This is a genomic window from Paenibacillus sp. alder61, from assembly GCF_020179875.1.
Taxonomy (GTDB): Bacteria; Bacillota; Bacilli; order Paenibacillales; family Paenibacillaceae; genus Fontibacillus; species Fontibacillus faecis.
In genome coordinates, this window is record NZ_JAIUDG010000004.1 from 13,610 (window position 1) to 31,320 (window position 17,711).

The window sequence follows — 17,711 nt, forward strand, 5'->3', positions numbered from 1 at the left end:
GGAGGTTTTCCCGTTAAACCCGAGCCAAAGGCCCATCGTATCTGAAATAACGGGAGGAATTCCCGTTAAAGAGATCATTTCAATTTTAATTTCATTTTTAATTTCATTAAAAGGAGCGGAACTGCCCCATGGAACAATTCAGACTCCCCAAAATATCGATGCCGCCGCTTACGCTTCCCGCCGCCGTACAGGACGTTTTGCGCGAAGCGGAGGAGAAGCTGGCCCATCGGCCCAAGCTGCTGCAGCTATTCAAAAACTGCTTTCCGAATACGCTGGAAACGACGACCAAGCTGCTGGACGACGGCACGACCTTCGTCATTACCGGGGACATCCCGGCCTGCTGGCTCCGCGATTCCGTGGAACAGGTCATTCACTACGTGCCGCTGGCGAAGGAGGATTCCGATTTACAGCGGATCATCGCGGGGCTGATCAAAAGGCACATCCAATACATTCACATTGATCCGTACGCTAACGCCTTTAACGAATCGGCCAACGATTGGCATTGGAATACGACCGATGAAACCGAGATGTCGCCGTGGGTCTGGGAACGCAAATTCGAGATCGATTCGTTATGCTTTGTCGTCCGCCTGGCGTACACCTATTGGAAAGAGACGGGGCGCGCGGACATTTTCGACGCCGGGTTCAAAGCGGCCATGCGGCGGATTTACGAGCTGTTCAAAACCGAGCAGCGCCATTTCGAGCAGTCCCCGTACCGGTTCACCCGGAACAACGGGATTCCCGAGGACTCGCTGCGCAACGGCGGGCTGGGCATGCCGGTCAATTACACCGGAATGATCTGGTCGGGCTTTCGTTCCAGCGACGATGCCTGCGATTTCCATTACAACATTCCGGGCAATATGTTCGCGGTCGTCGCCCTGCGCCAAATGCAGGAGTTTGCCGAGTGGGTGTTCCGCGATTTGGCTTTCCTGGCCGAATTGAAAGAACTGGAATTCGAAGTGGACCACGGCATTAAGCTTTACGGCATCTACCGTCATCCGGAATTCGGACCGATCTACGCCTACGAAACCGACGGGTTCGGCAATTATTGTCTGATGGACGACGCGGGCACGCCGGGGTTAATGTCCATTCCGTATCTCGGCTATGTGGACGCGGACGATCCGGTTTATCAGAATACGAGACGGTTTGCGCTGAGCAAGGAGAATCCGTTCTATTTTGAGGGCAAGGCGGCCCGGGGCATCGGAAGCCCGCACACGCCGAAGGATTATATCTGGCATATGGCTTTGTCCATGCAGGGCATTACAGCGCAGACGAAGGAAGAGAAGCTGGAGATGATCGCGATGCTGGAAGCGACCGACGCGGACACCGGGTACATGCACGAAGGCTTCCACGCCGACGATCCCCATAAGTTTACGCGCAAATGGTTCGCCTGGTCGAACAGCCTGTTCTCGCAGCTGGTGTACCGGGCGATGAAGGAAGGCATTTTGTAAGAATTGCAATATCTAGGTTATCTACAATATCTACAATTAACAATATTCCGGAAAAAGGAGACTTGATCATGAGCAAAATTATCGGCGAATCCCTGAAAAACATCCCTTGGCAGGATAAACCCGAGGGCCTGAACGCCCCGGTTTGGCGCTACTCGCAAAACCCGATTATCGAGCGGCACGCGATCCCGAACTCGAACAGCGTGTTCAACTCGGCCGTCGTTCCTTTCGGTGACGGATTTGCCGGGGTGTTCCGCTGCGATTCCAGATCGGTGAGCATGGACATTTTTGCCGGCTTCAGCGACGATGGCGTAAATTGGACCATCAACCACGACCCGATCGTTTTTGAAGGGGACGAGGAAGTGATCAAGCGGGAATACCGTTACGACCCGCGGGTCTGCAAAATCGGCGACCGCTACTATATCACCTGGTGCAACGGCTATCACGGCCCGACGATCGGCATCGCTTATACAACTGATTTCAAAACGTTCCACCAACTGGAAAACGCCTTTTTGCCGTATAACCGCAACGGGGTGCTGTTCCCGCGGAAAATCGGAGAGCGCTACGCCATGCTGAGCCGTCCGAGCGATACGGGCCACACGCCGTTCGGGGATATTTTTTACAGCGAGAGTCCCGACCTGACCTTCTGGGGCAAGCATCGCTATGTGATGGGGACGATCAACGGGGACGCTTCCGCCTGGCAGTCCAAAAAAATCGGCCCCGGACCGGTTCCGATCGAAACCGACCAAGGGTGGCTCCTGATCTACCACGGCGTCATCAATACCTGCAACGGGTTCGTGTACCGCATGGGCTGCGCGCTGCTGGACCTCGACAAGCCGTGGATCGTCAAAGCCCGGTCGCGCAATTACATCCTCGGTCCGGAAACGCTGTACGAATGCGTCGGGGACGTGCCGAACGTAACTTTCCCATGCGCCGCCTTGACGGACGCCGACACCGGCCGGATCGCCATTTACTATGGCTGCGCCGATACCGTGACGGGATTGGCCTTCACGACCGTGGATGAGCTGCTGAGCTACATGGAGCAATATCCGCTGGAAGAAGCGTAATTCTTAGTCCGCGGCAATAAGATGCAAAAGTGCAGCAATTGAGCCATACACAAACAACATAAACCAATTCGCGAGAAAGCGAGGGGACTCCATCGACATGGACAAAAAAAGAACGGCCCATCTTATTTCCCACACTCACTGGGACCGGGAATGGTACCTGCCTTACGAGAAGCACCATGTGCGGCTGGTCGCGTTGGTCGATGCTCTTTTGGACAAATTGGATCAAAGCGATGCCTTCAAAAGCTTCTATCTCGACGGGCAAACGATCATTCTGGAGGATTATCTCCAGGTGCGGCCTGAAAACAGGGAACGGCTGGAGAAGCATATTCGGGACGGCCGGATTCTGATCGGGCCGTGGTATATTTTGCAGGATGCGTTTTTGACGAGCGGCGAGGCCAATGTGCGCAACATGCAGATCGGCCACCGGGACGCCAAAGCGTACGGGGAACCGGCCAAAATCGGTTATTTCCCCGATACGTTCGGCCTGGTCGGGCAGACGCCGCAACTGATGAAGCAGTCGGGCATCGACAACGTCTTTTTCGGACGGGGCGTGAAGCCGACGGGCTTCAACAACACGGTTTCGGACGGAGGTTACGAATCCTCTTTTTCCGAGCTGCTCTGGGAAGGTCCGGACGGTTCGAAGGTGCTCGGCATCCTGTTTGCAAACTGGTACTCCAACGGCAACGAGGTGCCCGTGGATGAGGCGGAAGCCAAACTGTACTGGGAGCGCAAGCTGGCGGACGCGGAGAAATACGCCTCCACGAACGAGCTGCTGTTTATGAACGGCTGCGACCACCAGCCGGTTCAGCTCGACCTGCCGGAGGCGCTGGAAACGGCGGCACGGCTTTATCCGGACACCGAGTTCGTGCACTCCAGCCTGCCGCAGTATTTGCAGTCGCTGAAAGGCGCGATGGACCGGGAGCTGTCCACGGTCAAGGGCGAGCTGCGCAGCCAGCGGACGGACGGCTGGGGTACGCTGGTCAACACGGCCTCGGCGCGGGTGTATCTGAAGCAGATGAACCAGGAAGGGCAGGCGCTGCTGGAAAAAGTGGCCGAGCCGCTGGCTTCCTTCGCGCATCTGCTGGGTAAGGATTATCCGCACCATCTGTTTACGTATGCGTGGAAAACGTTGATGCAAAACCACCCGCACGACAGCATTTGCGGCTGCAGTGTGGACGAGGTGCATCGCGAGATGGTCACGCGCTTTGCCAAGAGCCGCCATGTGGCGGAGGCGATTATCGACGACAGCAAGATGGCGGTCGCCGAGGCGGTCGATACGACGGGATTCGCCGCCTATGGCGAAGACCCGCTTCCGCTGATCGCCATGAATACGACCGGTTGGACCCGGTCGGGCGTGATCGCGGTGGAGATCGATGCCGCCCGCCTGTACCTGCGGGACGGGCTTGGCCTGGAGGAAACCGCCCGCCGGATGAGGGCGGTGGATTTGTCCGGCCGCGTTCTGGTGGACGACCGCGGCCGGGAGGTCGCCTGCACCGTGGAGGATCTCGGCCTGCTGTTCGGCTATGACCTGCCGGATGACCGGTTCCGCCAGCCGTACATGTGCCGCAAGGTGCGGATCACGTTCCGCGCCGAGGCGGTTCCGGCGCTCGGGCTCCGCGCGTATGCCTGGGTGCGGCGGGCGCAGCGGCATGAGGCGGCTCAGGCCAAGGCCAAGTCGCTGCTGACGGGCCACCGCGTCATGGAGAACGAGGCCTTGCGGTTCGAGATTGCCGAGGACGGTTCGTTCTCCCTGAACGATAAGCTATCGGGGCGCGTCTACCGGGATCTGGGCATTTACGAGAACACGGGAGACATCGGCAATGAGTATATGTACCGGCAGCCTGAAGGCGAAAAGCCGCTGACCACCCAAGGGATCGCCGCGCAAATTCGCGTACTGGAAGACAAGCCGTATCGCGCCGCTCTGGAAATCGTGCATGCCTGGGAAATTCCGGCTTCCGCCAACGAGCTGCTGGACCAGGAACAGCGGGAGCTGGTGTATTACCCTGAGCGTAAAGCCCAGCGCGCCAAGCGTCTCGTACCGCTGGAGATCCGCACCGTGCTCTCCCTGGAGGCCGGCAGCAAAGGGGTACGGATCGAGACGAAGCTGAACAATCAGGCGAAGGACCATCGGCTCAGAATGCTGTTCCCGACCGATTTGTCCGCGGCCAAACACCGGGCCGACTCGATGTTTGAAATAGCCGAGCGCGATAACGAGCCGGCTCCCGAGTGGGAAAACCCCAGCAATACCCAGCATCAGCAGGCTTTCGTAGAGCTGGGCGACGGTGAAGCGGGATTGGTCGTAGCCAATCTCGGCCTGAATGAATACGAGGTGCTGCGGGACGGCCGCAATACGATCGCCGTAACGCTGCTGCGAGCCGTCGGCGAATTGGGCGACTGGGGCCTGTTCCCGACGCCGGAGGCGCAGTGCCTCGGCGAGCATACCTTCCATTTGGAACTGATTCCTTATGGCGGCGGGGAGCAAGGGGCGTTCGCCGCTTACGCCGAAGCCTATCAGTTCCAGGTTCCATGGACGGCGGCCCAGACGGGAATTCATGCCGGAAGCATCGCGCCGTTGGCGGCGCCGCTGCGCTGGGAGAGCGCGGAGCTGGCCTTCTCCTCGCTTAAAATCAACGAGGAGACGGGGGACATGATGCTTCGCTGGTTCAACATGAGCCGCCGCGGCTCCGAACTCACGTTCAGCCCGGAGATTCCGGTCAAGCAGCTATACAAAACGACCATTTTGGAGGAGGCGCATTTCCCGTTGACCGGCAATCCGGCAGGCGGCCTTTCCCTCCCGGTCGGGCCATGCGAGATCGTCACGATCGGCGTAAGGGGATAAGTGTAGAAGCCGAAATTGAAAAGCACGGGATGTCGGAGGAGAAAGCCTTCGGCAGCCCGCGCTTTTTTGGTGTTTTGATGCAGGGTTTGACAAATAAGAACGGGCAAGGTAGGATGGAAAACGAAGAAACACTAATGTTTTCCGTGTTTTTCGAGGAGGGAGAAATGATGCGAAGGAGTTTATCCTGGCTGATGCTATTTACCGACATCGGCTTTCTTGCTTATTGGGCGGCCACTTTTTTACAGTGGATTCCCAAGTCTTATGTGTATCAGGACTACAGCAATCCGCTGCTGGTGGCCTGGAACTTGTCTTTTTTGCCGCTGGATTTGTTCATATCGGGGACGGGGCTGGCGTCGGTGGCGCTTTGGCGCAAACAGCGGTCCGCTTGGCAGCCTCTGGCCTTGATCTCCATGGTGCTGACCTTTTGCTCGGGATTGCAAGCGATCGCCTTTTGGAGCTTCCGGGCTGACTTTGATCCCGTTTGGTGGATTCCCAACTTGTTTTTACTGCTGTATCCTTGGTTTTACATTCCGGGTCTGATTCGCTCTGAACAGGCTCTCGAGCCGACGAAAGGGAGAGGGGCGGCGTAATCCGATGAGGGAACGAATTTTGAGCGCGGCCAGGGAAGAGCTGGCGTACCGGGGGCTGAAATTCTCCATCCGCGAGCTCATTGCCCGGCTTGGCATCAGCTCCAAGACGCTGTATCAGTATTTTGCTTCGAAGGAAGAATTGGTCACGGCCCTCACTTTGGCGGAAATCGAAGAAATGAAGCGAAGGGAGCTGGCGATCCGGGAGGACCCTTCCTTGTCGGTTGCGGAAAAACTGCGCGAGGCCTTGCTTGTGCTTCCCGGCAGCCTGGCGGCGAAAGACTTCCGTCTGCTGGATGATCTGCGGCGCAGCTATCCGGAAGCCTGGGGACATGCCGAACGGTATCTCATCGAGGGCTGGAGGGGCGTTGAGCAGCTTGTCGAGGAAGGTGTGAGAGAAGGGACGATTCGCCGTTTTGATCTGGATTTGCTGATTCAGATGTACGTGGGGTCGATGTACCGGCTGCTGGAGACGCGGTCCGAACACATGACCTCCGGCGAAGCGCTAAGAAACATGGTCGATATTCTGCTGGACGGGATCCGCTTGAAGAACTAAGCCCGGCTCCCAACCGGGAGGAAAAGAACGGGGAACCCCCGTCACCCGTCCGTTAGGGGCAACATTTATATAGAGGTGAAGGAACTCATGGCTTATATGTGGTTAGCTTTGGCTATTTTATTCGAGGTTTGCGGGACGACGTTTATGAAGCTGTCCGAAGGGTACACCCGGCTTGGACCGACCATCGCGGTCGCCGTCTTCTATATTCTGTCTTTCGGGTCGCTGGGCATTTCGCTGAAAAATCTGCAGGTAAGTATCGCCTATGCCATCTGGTCGGGGGTGGGCATGGTCCTGATCGCGGTCATCGGAATCCTCTTCTTTAAGGAGGACTTGAATTGGATGAAGGCCGTGTGCTTGATGCTGATCATCGCCGGCGTCATGGGGCTCCAGTTCTCGGGAAATACGCACGGGTAAGCCATAACCGACCGACGCCCCGACTCCCGATTTCATACGGGACCGAGGCGGGACCGTGCACTGGAGGGTTGCGCCGAAGCTAACCGGTGCCACGGGACTCGCAGATATCATTTAAAAAGGTACAGTCCCTTGTATGCCAAGGAGACTGTACCTTTTTTCTATGCTTTCAAATCGATTTCGAAGGTTTTGATTTCATACGGGTTAAGCACGAATGAAACGGCTTCGGACGAAATCCATTCCTGATCGGCCCGTTCCATCAGGTCGCACTCTCTCCAGGCCGCGATCGTCAGATCGCTTTCCAGACAAAGCGGCTTGCGGCTGCCGGAGTAGTCGTGCACGCGAACGATCACGGTGTCCCGGTCCTCGGCCTTCTTAATCGCCGAGATCATGGCCGTATCGCCGGACAACCGGAACATGGAGCGTGCCGGGGCCGGGGCGTTCCCGGGAGATATGCGCGGCGGATTGTTCAGCATCCAGGCCTCCCGGGCCGTATCACCCTGCAGCCAGTCGCCGCGGTGCGGGAACAGGGAGTAAGTGAAGCGGTGGTACCCTTGATCCGCTTCGATATCCGGATGCGTCGCGCATTTGATCAGCGAGAGCCGCAGGACATTGTCCTTGATGTCATAGCCGTATTTGCAATCGTTCAGCAGGCTGACGCCGTACCCCTTGTCGGACAGATCGGCCCATTGATGGCCGACGGTTTCGAAGCGGGCCGCATCCCAGCTCGTATTCCAATGGGTCGGCCGCTTCACGTTGCCGAACTGCACGTCGTACGTGGCTTCCGTAGCCCGGACGTCGACGGGGAAGGCGACCTTCAGCAGCTGCTGGCGTTCATGCCAGTCCGCTTCGGTCACGAAATCGATGCGGCGGCTGCCGGCATACAGGATCATATCCTGTTCAAGCCTGGATTCGCCATAAGTCCAAACGAAATGAACCACGGTGCGGATCGGGCCGGACTCCGTCACCTCCCATGCTTGAAGGTCGCCGATTTCCCGCGATTTTTGCTGGTAAAAAATATCGATATCCCAAGCTTCATGGGCGAGAGGCTTGTCTTCAAACAGCTGAAACAGGTTGCCTCTTTGGCCGTTGGCAAGAATTTCCCTTTGCTCCTCGCGGTCGTAAAGCCGGGTCAACTGGCCCTGTTCGTTCCACTCCAGTTCAAAGAACGGCGTGGTCAGCCCGCGCTCCCGGTGAATGAACGGGGACGCCTGCTCCGCAGCCGCCTGCGCGGCGGGCTCGAACCGGATGACGGCGCAGCCGAGCGAAGGCACGTCGGGAACCTCCACGGTCCAGATGGTATCGCCCCGTTGGACGGCCAGGCGGTTGCCGGACGCGTCGGTCCAAACGCCGTTTTCCAATCCGGCCTCCATCGGAATCTCGGCCAGCCGGGTTTCCGTCCACGGGGATGAATTCCAAACCGTGAAGAAAAATCCCCCGGCTTGCTCTACGGTCCCCACCGCTTGAGCCGCGTTGTCCCAAGCCTGAAGCCCAAGCCGCTCGGCCTCTTCGTACTCGATCCTGCTGTCCTCGTAAACCTCACGGATCGAAGATCCCGGGATGATGTCGTGAAATTGGTTGCGCAGTATGATTTTCCAGCCTTCGTCAAGCGCCGAGGACGGGTACGTCGACCAATCGCTTTCCAGCACGCTCCGGAAGGCGCTCAGCCATTCCGCTTCCCGGTACAGCAGCTCCAGCTTGCGGTTCATCCGCTTGTTGTGGGCCTGGCTCGTATACGTGCCCCGGTGATATTCGAGATATAACTCCCCGTCCCAGGTATGCACGTAGCTGTCGCTGTTGTTGACGGTGTCGCCAAGCTTGCGGAAATAATCTCCGGCTTGGCCGGTTCCGAGATTCGGAAGCCCCGGCAGCTTGTCGAGCCTGCGGCGCATCTCCAGCATATCGCGGTTGACGCCGCCGCCGCCGTCCCCGTAGCCGTAGGAAAGCAGAAGCTCCTGGTTCAGCTCCTTGTCGCGGTAAGCGTCCCAACTGCCTTTCACCGTCTTGGGAACGATCTGCCCGTTATACGTATAGAACCAGGACCCCGGCTGGGACCACGGTTCCGTGGTGGTGATGAAATGCGTCAAAATCTCGGTCCCGTCGATGCCGCGCCATTTGAACGTATCGTGGGGCATCCGGTTGTATTGGTTCCAGCTGATTTTCGTGGTCATGAACGTATGAATCCCGGATTTTTTCAAAATCTGCGGGAGGGACCAGCTGTAGCCGAAGACGTCCGGCAGCCATAAATAATCGCAGTCCGCGCCGAACTCCCGCTTGAAGAACTGGGTCCCGACCAGCAATTGGCGGACGAGCGACTCGCCGGAGGTCAGATTGCAGTCGGCTTCCAGCCACATCCCGCCGCCGGCTTCCCAGCGGCCTTCCGCGACCCGGTCTTTGATGGCCGCATACAATTCCGGATAATCTTCTTTCACGTAATCGTAAAGCTGAGGCTGGGTTTGCAAAAACGTATACTCCGGATACATCTCCATCAGTCTCATGACGGTGGAGAAGGAGCGGGCGCATTTTTCCCGGGTATGCTTCAGTCTCCAAAGCCAGGCCACATCGATATGGGTGTGCCCGATGCAAGTGATGTTGACCAGGGACGACTTGTCCATGCCGTCGATGCGGTCGTTCAGGAACTCTCTCGCCTCATGAACGGACCGGTAGAAACCCTCCGATCCGGGCGCCCGCCAATCGATCAAGCTCAGGGATTGGTCGGCAAATTGCAGCAGTTTCGCCCGCTCGGGCAAGTTTTCGTCCAGGACGGCGACCGTCTCCGAGATCGCCAAGGCGGTGTAATAATAATCGTCGACGGCTTCATCCAGCCAGCACAGCTCGGCAAGCTTGATGCCGTGAGTCTGGTTTCTCGGCTGGCCGCCGCCTTCGAGACCGGACCAAAGCCGGAACAGGAGCCGCTGCGTCGTGCCGGCCGCCTCCTCCGGAAGAAATACCTCTTTATGATTCGAATCCACGCCTTGATAAGGTTTCCCCTGCCAATAAAACAGGGACTCAAAGCCGGAGTTGTTGCCTGCCCCGGTTTCGCCGAAATCGAAGCGTCCCAGTATTTTTTTTCCGGACCACTCCTTCGGGATAGGGACCTCGGATGACAGCCATAAATACAGATCGCGCCCGCTCCAAGTATCGCCCGTTCGCATCGTGTCCCAGGAGTCCGAAACCTCGGGAAGCGGCGGGTTAATTTCAGGGCGTTTATCCTCCAGACTGTAAAAGAAAGGGATTTGTTTCCGGTCACGGTACCGGTAAGACGACAATTCGTGAATACGCGCTTGCAGCTTCTGCTGAGTGAGAAACATCAGGAAAGAACCCCCTTTGGAATCTAAGGGGCAAACGTGGGGAACCTCGGAAGGCGAAGCCTGAGAATAGGCCTCGGTAATAGGTGCTTTCATACGATCTTAGGGGATCATGGTCTATTATAATCAGGCCCGGATCGGAATTCAATGTTTAAAATTCGGACGGCTTGTTCTTAGAAAAAACGGATTGCACGGGGAAGCGGGACGGTGATACACTGGAACGCGTACCCAAAAATGAGAGGACAGGACGTGTCCGGCATGAACAAACTTCGCCGTTTTTATCTTAATCATTTGAAACGGAAAATGTTTAACAAGATCATTTTGATCTACTCCGCGGTGATGATGGTTTTGTTCCTGATCGCAGCCGTCATGGTATATCAGTATCAGGTGCAGCGGATTATCCGGGAGGAATCGGACGCCAATTTGAAAACCGCGCAAGTGCTGAGCATTTATTTAAACCGGCAGTATGAAAATATTCAAACCCTGGTCCAGCAAATTTACGGCGACGCCGCGCTGAGCGACGATTTGATTTATTTTCTGAACCACCGGTACGAAGATTATTTGGGCCACCGCCTCCATTTGTTCAGCAGGCCCGGAGAGCAGAGGGTCCAGTCGTTCAGCTCCGTGCTGAAATCGTATCTGGAACAGAATCCGGGGGCCTCGGGAGTCACGATTTTTAGTTATCCGAAGGATTTCTACATGCAAATCCGGCCGCAAAGCCAGCAGCTTAAATATGAAAACGGTTCCAAGCCGGATTGGGAGTCCTGGTTTAGCGAGCGGAAACATTACGGGTGGGATACGATGAACCGGTATGGTCCTTTTTTGGATGCGGCGGTTAACGCTTCATCGGGGACGTACTCGTATTTCCGGGAGCTTCAGGACCCGTGGACGCTCGAAAAGGTCGGCATGATGATGGCTGAATTCGATGCGGGGCAGTTGTCCGCCTGGCTGAAAACGAGGGCTCCCGATGTCCGGGGCCGCATTCTGGTCATGAGCTCCAGGGGCACCGTCATTTACGATTCCGAAGAGACGGGCGGCTATGCCGGCCAGACCTATCCGTACCTGCATCAGCTGGACAACACGGAAAAATGGATTCCGCTCGACGAAATGTCCAAGGTAAATGTGCTGAGCGTCGGGAATGCGGAGCTTTCGGTGGTCGGGATCGTATCCAAATCCTCGATTCACGACAGCACGGTACGGTTGAGGAATACGCTGATCGTCGTTACGCTGCTGTTCGTGACGGCGAGCTTTCTCGTTACGTTTACGGTTATGAGGAAGCATTCGAAGAAGATTCAACGGATCATCCGCTCCATGAGCCGGATCGGCGAGGGGGACCTATCGGTCCGGATTCAAATGCCCGGGGAAGACGAGCTCCAGCAAATTTCCGTGCGCGTCAACGATATGTGCGAGCGGCTGGAGCTGTATATCGACAAAATGTATACGTCCGAGATCCGCCAGAAGCATGCCGAATTGGTCGCCCTGCAGTCGCAAATTCAGCCTCACTTTTTATATAACACGCTGGAGTCTATCCGCATGAGAGCGCATACCTCCGGGGCCAAGGAAGTGGGGCAAATGATTTACAACTTGTCCGTCATGTTCAGGAGCATGGTGAAAAAAGATACGATCGTGACGGTTCAGGAAGAAATCGAGCTGTGTTCCATCTATCTGGATTTATTCCGGATCCGCTACGAGGGAAGGCTGGCGGTCGGGATCGAGTTGGACCGGGAGATCGGGGGCTGCCGGATTACCAAGCTGCTGATCCAGCCGATCGTGGAAAATTATATCGTTCACGGCTTCCGCTCCCTGGAGAGCGATAATGAAATATCGCTTTCCGCCGTAAGGGAAGAAGAGCGGATCGTGATTACGGTGGCGGATAACGGGAAGGGAATTCCGGCGGGGCGTCTGGAGGAAATCCGCCGCATGCTGTCGGCCCCTTCCCAGCCGTCCGGGGTCGGCGGTTCGTCGATCGGATTGATCAATGTCCATGAGAGAATACGAATGAACTATGGGGAAGATTACGGAGTCACCGTATGCAGCGAAGAAGGAAAAGGCACGGTGGTCCGGGTACGGATACCGATTCTCAGGGAGGGGTTTATGTGATGACGAAAAAAGTGTTGTTTGTGGATGACGAGCCTTTCATCGCCCAGGGACTGAGTTCGATTTTGGACTGGAACCGCTACGGCATCGAGATCGCCGGAACGGCCAACGACGGTTCGAGCGCCCTCGATATCATCCGGGACAATCCCGTGGATTTGCTGGTCACCGATATTATGATGCCTCGCATGGACGGGCTTGAATTAATCCGCAAAGTCAAAGAGTCCGGCTCGCGAACCAAATTCGTCGTGCTTAGCGGCTATGAGGAATTTAACTATGTGAAAACCGGAATTCGGCTGGGCATCGAAAATTATATTTTGAAGCCGATCAACCTGGAGGAATTGGAGTCGACCATCCGGCATATCCGCGGGGATTGGGACCGGGAAGAGATGGAGCAGGTCCAGCTTCAGGAAGATTGGGAAATTCTGCGGAACAACGTTCTGCAGCGCTGGGTGGGCGGTGAGATCGAGAGCCAAGAATTCAAGCAGCGCGCCCAGTTGCTGGGTCTGCCGTTAAACTGCGAGGCGTACCGGCTGTTTGCGGTGAGACTGGTACCGGACGAATCGCAAGGGGACGATGATTTTGGCGCGAATAAGGCGACTTTGAAGTACCGGGAGCTGGCCGAGGCACTGGAACGGTTTAAGCCGAAGGAGGCCGAGGTCATCAGCTTTTTGGATTCGGACGGCGATTTGGTGGTCCTGTACGCTCTCCGGGCGCAAGCGGATGATTCCGCAGCCGGGCGGCAGCTTCGAGCGGCGGCGCAGGACGCGGCAAACGGGCTGGAAGGCGTCATTTGGATCGCGGACGGCGGGTCCGGAGGCGATTTTGGAGGCGTGCAAAGCAGCTACGGGAAAGCTAAGGCGGTGTTCCGCCGGTATTTGGTATCCGGGGAAGGGGGCTCGAAGCTTACGGTTTGCGTGGAACCCGCAGCCGTCGTGATCGGCGAAAGCGCCTCGATCGAATGGGACGAGGAGAGTTATGCCGAATTGTTGATTCAGGGCCGGAACGAAGAGGTCGGGCGGTTTGTTGAAAAGGTGTTTGCAAGCTCCTCCCGGGGAGATCTGATCCCGCGCCAAGCCTGCGTCAATACGGCCCTCCGGCTTATGCTGGCCGCAAAGGAGCAGGAGGAGAGCCCCGACTACAGCGAAGTGTTCGCTTCTTTGGGGCGGGTCAATTCCTTGCCCGGACTCGTGCGGCATGTCGCTGGGGTCGTGCAGCGAAGCCTTGAAAAGCAAGAGAACGTCCGCGAGGAGTACACTCCCCATGTCGCCTTTTTGATCGAGCAGGTGCATCGCCATTATCACGAAGAGCTATCCTTGAAGACGTTAAGCCAGAAGGCCGGACTGCATCCGAATTACTTGGGACAATTGTTTCAACAGGAGGTCGGAAACAGCTTCTCCGATTACGTGAACCAATACCGGATCGAAAAGGCGACCCGGCTGCTGATGCATACGGACCGCAAGACGACGGAAATCGCCCTGAGCGTCGGCTACCTGGACACCTCTTACTTTTATCGCCAATTTAAAAAATACGCCGGAGTTTCGCCGACGGAGCTTCGCCAAATGTACATGAAATGAACGTCGCATGAAGCCGGAAAAACGGCGTTGAACAGGTCCGCCCTTGGAGGGTGGGCCTGTTGTTTTTTCGCGTTCTTTGATTTATCCATGGAATTCTAAGGTTTTTCAACTTGTTGAAGATAGCGCTTACTTGGCACAATGAAAGTAGTCAAGGGCAAGCGTGTAAAGGGCGGTTACCCGCCGGTGCTTTGGTGGATCTTAGGGGATCTTTGGCATGGCAAGCTTTCTTGACCACAGGCATAGGAGGAATGATCATGGCAGCATTTTTGAAAAAAATCGTCAGAAACCGGGCGCTGCTGTTGTTTGTTTTGCCCGGGACCCTCTGGTTCCTCATTTTTGCCTACTTGCCGATGTTCGGTACAATTCTTGCGTTCAAAGATTTCCGAATCAGCCGCGACGGATTTTTCGCCAGCGTGTTCAACAGCAAGTGGGTGGGATTCAAAAATTTCGAATATTTGTTCACGACGAACGATGCGTTCGTCATCACGAGAAACACGATTCTGTACAATCTGGCCCTCATTTTTCTCGGACTGGTCATTTCCGTCGGGTTTGCGATTATGCTGAGCGAACTGGTCAACAAGAGGATGGCGAAGGTGTATCAAACCGGCATGTTTCTCCCGCACTTCCTGTCTTGGGTCATTATCAGTTATTTTGCGTTCACGTTTCTGAGCATGGATAAAGGGACGCTGAACCAAATCATCGCTTTCTTCGGCGGGGAACGGATCAACTGGTATTCGGAACCGAAATATTGGCCGTTTATCATCGTGTTCGTCGGAATATGGAAGAGCGTGGGGTACAACAGCGTCATCTACCTGGCCGCCATTACCGGCATCGACAAATCTTACTACGAGGCGGCCGTCATCGACGGAGCCACCAAGTGGAAGCAGATCCGTTTCATTACGATCCCGCTGCTCAAGCCGCTCATGATTATTTTGACGATCCTCGCCATCGGCGGTATCTTCCGTTCCGACTTCGGACTGTTCTACCAACTGCCGAAAGACTCGGGCGCGCTGTACCCTGTAACCAACGTCATCGATACTTTCGTGTATCGCGGCCTGATCAACATGGGGGATATCGGGATGAGTACCGCTGCGGGGCTGTATCAATCGCTGGTCGGTCTGGTGCTGATTCTGGCTGCCAATGCAATCGTCAGAAAAATAGAAAAAGATCATGCGATCTTTTGAAGCGCGGAGGTCTAAACGATGACAACAACTCAACCTGTCCAGTCCGGAACGCCGATCAAGCCGGGGCGGAAGAAACCGCGGGATTTCAATGCATTAACACCGGCTTGGAACGTGTTTTTCAATATCATCATCGGCCTGTTTTCCTTTTCTTGCGTATTCCCGTTTCTGTTCGTGATCATGATTTCCTTAACCGACGAGCAGACGCTGGTGCTTGAAGGCTTCAGCCTCTGGCCCGGCAAGTTCAGCACCGCGGCGTACAGCTATATTTTCGAAACCGGCCACGAGCTGCTTCTTTCATTCGGCGTCACGCTGCTCGTTACGGTAACGGGCACGTTGTTTACCTTGATTCTGGTCACAACCTACGCTTATGCGGTATCGAGAAAAAGCTTTGGATTTCGCGGATTTTTTAGCTTCCTGGCGTTCTTCACGATGCTGTTTTCCGGAGGCATGGTGCCCGGATACATTGTGATGACCCAGTTCCTGCATTTGCAGAACACGATTTGGTCCTTGATTCTTCCGCTGTCGCTCAGCGCGTTTTCCATCATTGTCATGCGGACGTTTTTCCAGACCACGGTTCCCGACGAAATTATCGAGTCCGCCAAAATCGACGGAGCGGGGGAATTCCTCACCTTTGCGAGAATCGTGCTCCCCGTGTCGCTGCCGGGCATCGCCACCATCGGGCTGTTCAGCTGCCTGGCGTATTGGAACGACTGGTTTAACGCCCTGCTTTATTTCAACAAGCCGGAGCTGACGCCGCCGCTGCAATTTTTGCTGATGAGGATCGAGAAAAATATGGACTTTCTGACCCAGAACGCCCAGAATCTCGGGTCCTTCAACGCCGCGGCAGGCCTGCCCACGGAAACGGTTCGCATGGCGATGGTCGTGCTGGCCACCCTTCCGATCGTACTCGCGTATCCGTTCTTTCAGCGATATTTTGTCCAGGGCTTGACGGTCGGTTCGGTGAAGGGGTAACCTCCACGGGCCGGTGACACCTGATTTCGGTTGTTTCCGCAAAAGCTTTGCCGGAGATTTAAAGTAGCTAGGCGGCAGGGAATGAATGCGGTTTCAAATATACAAATTTTCTTTATCCATCTTATGCGTAGGGGGAAAGAACATGAAAAAGAAGAAGTCCTTTGGTTTCGTGCTGGCTTTGGTTCTTGCGCTATCCACGGTTCTTGCGGGATGCGGCGGAAACGGGAAAAGCAGCAACGGACCATCCAAAGAACAAAATGCGGTTCAAAGCGACGGGACGGTCGACGTGTCAAAACTGGACCCGGTCACTTTGAAGCTATACCTGATAGGCCCGAACCAAAAGGACCTGCCCAAGGTTCAGGAAGAAATCAATAAATACGTGACCGAAAAAATCAACGCCACGGTGGATATCACGATGATCGACTGGGGCGATTACAGCCAGCGCATGCAGGTCATCACCAGCTCCGGTGAAGATTACGATATCGCCTTCACCAGCTCCTGGGCGTTCGACTATCTTCCGAATGCCGCCAAAGGCGCGTTTATGCCGCTGAACGATTTGCTGGACCAATACGGCCAAGGGATCAAGGAAGTGCTGGATCCGCGGTTTTTGGAGGGCACGAAAGTCAACGGCGTCAATTACGGAATTCCCGCCAACAAAGAACTGGCCCAGCAATTCGTATGGCGCTTCAACAAAAAGTATCTCGATAAATACAATCTCGACATTTCCAACGTAACGACGCTTGAAGACCTGGAGCCGCTGCTTAAGACGATCAAAGACAACGAACCGGCGGACATCACGCCGCTGGCGGTTCCTAAAAACTTTAAGCCGTACCTGCCGTTCGACTTCGTCCTGGGCGATGAAATCCCGATCGGCATGTACATCGACACCAAGGATCACAAATACGTGAATATTCTGGAATCTCCGGAGCTGAAAGCAGCCCTGCAAACGATGCGGAAGTATTACAAGGCGGGTTATGTCCGCGAGGATATCGCGACCTTGGAAGGCATCGACAACATGAAGACCGGAAAATGGCTCGTAGACCGCGAAATCACGCAGCCTTACGCTGAGCTTGGATGGTCGAGAAGCGCGGGGTACGATATCGTTACGAAACCGATGCATCAGCCGATCATCTATACCAGCTCGGCCGCAGGCTCCATGCTCGCCATTTCTTCCTACTCCAAAAACCCGGAGCGGGCGATGATGTTCCTGAACCTGCTGAATACGGACGTTTATCTGCGCAATCTGATCCAATACGGCATCGAAGACGTCCACTACAAGAAAATGGAAGAGCCGTACATCGAGGACCTTCCGGCCATGCAGGAAAGCTACGCGATGCCGGGCTTCGCGCTGGGCAACATGTTCCTGACCTACCTGCATGAAGGAGAGCCGAAAGACAAATGGAATGCTTTCGAGGAGTTCAACTCGTCGGCCATCGTGGCGCCTACCTTTGGATTTAACTTCGACACGGCTCCGGTGAAAACGGAAGTCGCGGCGGTAACGAACGTGGCCAAAGAATTTATCCCGGCGCTGTATACGGGATCGGTGGATCCGGACGAATACTTGCCGAGGGCGCTTCAGAAATTCAAGGACGCGGGGATCGACAAAGTGATTGCGGAAGCTCAAAAGCAGTTTGACGCCTGGAAAGCCGAGCAAAAATAGAAATTCGGAGA

The 17,711-nt window shown here is 55.7% G+C and carries 12 protein-coding genes; 11 read left to right on the top strand and 1 reads right to left on the bottom strand.

What is annotated here, in order from left to right:
* The first annotated feature begins 128 nt into the window (after nt 1-128).
* The 6 genes from LBW89_RS05070 to LBW89_RS05095 all read left to right on the top strand — a co-directional run bounded on the left by LBW89_RS05070 (nt 129) and on the right by LBW89_RS05095 (nt 6,908).
* Nucleotides 129-1,448 carry a glycoside hydrolase family 125 protein gene (locus tag LBW89_RS05070; RefSeq protein WP_225038686.1) on the top strand — a complete coding sequence of 440 codons (1,320 nt, stop codon included), beginning with the start codon at nt 129-131 and terminating at the stop codon, nt 1,446-1,448.
* Nucleotides 1,449-1,516: 68 nt separating this feature from the next.
* Nucleotides 1,517-2,512: a glycoside hydrolase family 130 protein gene (locus LBW89_RS05075; RefSeq protein ID WP_213509117.1), complete on the top strand. Its 996-nt coding sequence runs from the start codon at nt 1,517-1,519 to the stop codon at nt 2,510-2,512.
* Between the two features lie 97 nt (nt 2,513-2,609).
* A complete protein-coding gene (locus LBW89_RS05080; protein ID WP_225038687.1) occupies nt 2,610-5,351 on the top strand; it encodes an alpha-mannosidase in 2,742 nt (913 codons plus the stop codon).
* 167 nt (nt 5,352-5,518) lie between these two features.
* Nucleotides 5,519-5,941, top strand: coding sequence for a DUF5360 family protein (locus LBW89_RS05085; protein WP_211373341.1), 423 nt, complete (start codon nt 5,519-5,521; stop codon nt 5,939-5,941).
* A 4-nt stretch (nt 5,942-5,945) separates the two neighbouring features.
* Nucleotides 5,946-6,494, top strand: coding sequence for a TetR/AcrR family transcriptional regulator (locus LBW89_RS05090; protein WP_148455311.1), 549 nt, complete (start codon nt 5,946-5,948; stop codon nt 6,492-6,494).
* 87 nt (nt 6,495-6,581) lie between these two features.
* A complete protein-coding gene (locus tag LBW89_RS05095; RefSeq protein WP_148455313.1) occupies nt 6,582-6,908 on the top strand; it encodes a DMT family transporter in 327 nt (108 codons plus the stop codon).
* Nucleotides 6,909-7,066: 158 nt separating this feature from the next.
* Here the strand turns inward: LBW89_RS05095 and LBW89_RS05100 are convergent, their stop codons facing one another.
* Nucleotides 7,067-10,216 carry an alpha-mannosidase gene (locus tag LBW89_RS05100; protein ID WP_148455315.1) on the bottom strand — a complete coding sequence of 1,050 codons (3,150 nt, stop codon included), beginning with the start codon at nt 10,214-10,216 and terminating at the stop codon, nt 7,067-7,069.
* 255 nt (nt 10,217-10,471) lie between these two features.
* On the opposite strand from LBW89_RS05100, the gene LBW89_RS05105 reads away from it, so the two are divergent.
* The 5 genes from LBW89_RS05105 (at nt 10,472) to LBW89_RS05125 (ending at nt 17,700) form a co-directional block, all read left to right on the top strand.
* Nucleotides 10,472-12,313 carry a sensor histidine kinase gene (locus tag LBW89_RS05105; protein ID WP_148455317.1) on the top strand — a complete coding sequence of 614 codons (1,842 nt, stop codon included), beginning with the start codon at nt 10,472-10,474 and terminating at the stop codon, nt 12,311-12,313.
* Nucleotides 12,313-13,884 (top strand): response regulator transcription factor, encoded by a 1,572-nt coding sequence (locus LBW89_RS05110; RefSeq protein WP_148455319.1) that lies wholly within the window; start codon nt 12,313-12,315, stop codon nt 13,882-13,884. Before LBW89_RS05105 ends, LBW89_RS05110 begins: the two co-directional genes overlap by 1 nt.
* Nucleotides 13,885-14,138: 254 nt before the next feature.
* Nucleotides 14,139-15,068 (top strand): ABC transporter permease, encoded by a 930-nt coding sequence (locus LBW89_RS05115; protein WP_148455321.1) that lies wholly within the window; start codon nt 14,139-14,141, stop codon nt 15,066-15,068.
* A gap of 18 nt (nt 15,069-15,086) precedes the next feature.
* Complete coding sequence (locus LBW89_RS05120) at nt 15,087-16,040, top strand: carbohydrate ABC transporter permease (protein WP_148455323.1); 954 nt, start codon at nt 15,087-15,089, stop codon at nt 16,038-16,040.
* Nucleotides 16,041-16,182: 142 nt separating this feature from the next.
* Nucleotides 16,183-17,700 (top strand): ABC transporter substrate-binding protein, encoded by a 1,518-nt coding sequence (locus LBW89_RS05125; RefSeq protein WP_148455325.1) that lies wholly within the window; start codon nt 16,183-16,185, stop codon nt 17,698-17,700.
* Nucleotides 17,701-17,711: the final 11 nt, after the last annotated feature.

What these genes read in the sequence shown, in the direction of transcription:
- LBW89_RS05075 (WP_213509117.1), top strand. Translation starts at nt 1,517, where the DNA reads ATGAGCAAAATTATCGGCGAATCCCTGAAAAACATCCCTTGGCAGGAT.
- LBW89_RS05120 (WP_148455323.1), top strand. Translation starts at nt 15,087, where the DNA reads ATGACAACAACTCAACCTGTCCAGTCCGGAACGCCGATCAAGCCGGGG.
- LBW89_RS05070 (WP_225038686.1), top strand. Translation starts at nt 129, where the DNA reads ATGGAACAATTCAGACTCCCCAAAATATCGATGCCGCCGCTTACGCTT.
- LBW89_RS05115 (WP_148455321.1), top strand. Translation starts at nt 14,139, where the DNA reads ATGGCAGCATTTTTGAAAAAAATCGTCAGAAACCGGGCGCTGCTGTTG.
- LBW89_RS05105 (WP_148455317.1), top strand. Translation starts at nt 10,472, where the DNA reads ATGAACAAACTTCGCCGTTTTTATCTTAATCATTTGAAACGGAAAATG.
- LBW89_RS05095 (WP_148455313.1), top strand. Translation starts at nt 6,582, where the DNA reads ATGGCTTATATGTGGTTAGCTTTGGCTATTTTATTCGAGGTTTGCGGG.
- LBW89_RS05125 (WP_148455325.1), top strand. Translation starts at nt 16,183, where the DNA reads ATGAAAAAGAAGAAGTCCTTTGGTTTCGTGCTGGCTTTGGTTCTTGCG.
- LBW89_RS05110 (WP_148455319.1), top strand. Translation starts at nt 12,313, where the DNA reads ATGACGAAAAAAGTGTTGTTTGTGGATGACGAGCCTTTCATCGCCCAG.
- LBW89_RS05080 (WP_225038687.1), top strand. Translation starts at nt 2,610, where the DNA reads ATGGACAAAAAAAGAACGGCCCATCTTATTTCCCACACTCACTGGGAC.
- LBW89_RS05090 (WP_148455311.1), top strand. Translation starts at nt 5,946, where the DNA reads ATGAGGGAACGAATTTTGAGCGCGGCCAGGGAAGAGCTGGCGTACCGG.
- LBW89_RS05100 (WP_148455315.1), bottom strand. Translation starts at nt 10,216, where the DNA reads ATGTTTCTCACTCAGCAGAAGCTGCAAGCGCGTATTCACGAATTGTCG.
- LBW89_RS05085 (WP_211373341.1), top strand. Translation starts at nt 5,519, where the DNA reads ATGCGAAGGAGTTTATCCTGGCTGATGCTATTTACCGACATCGGCTTT.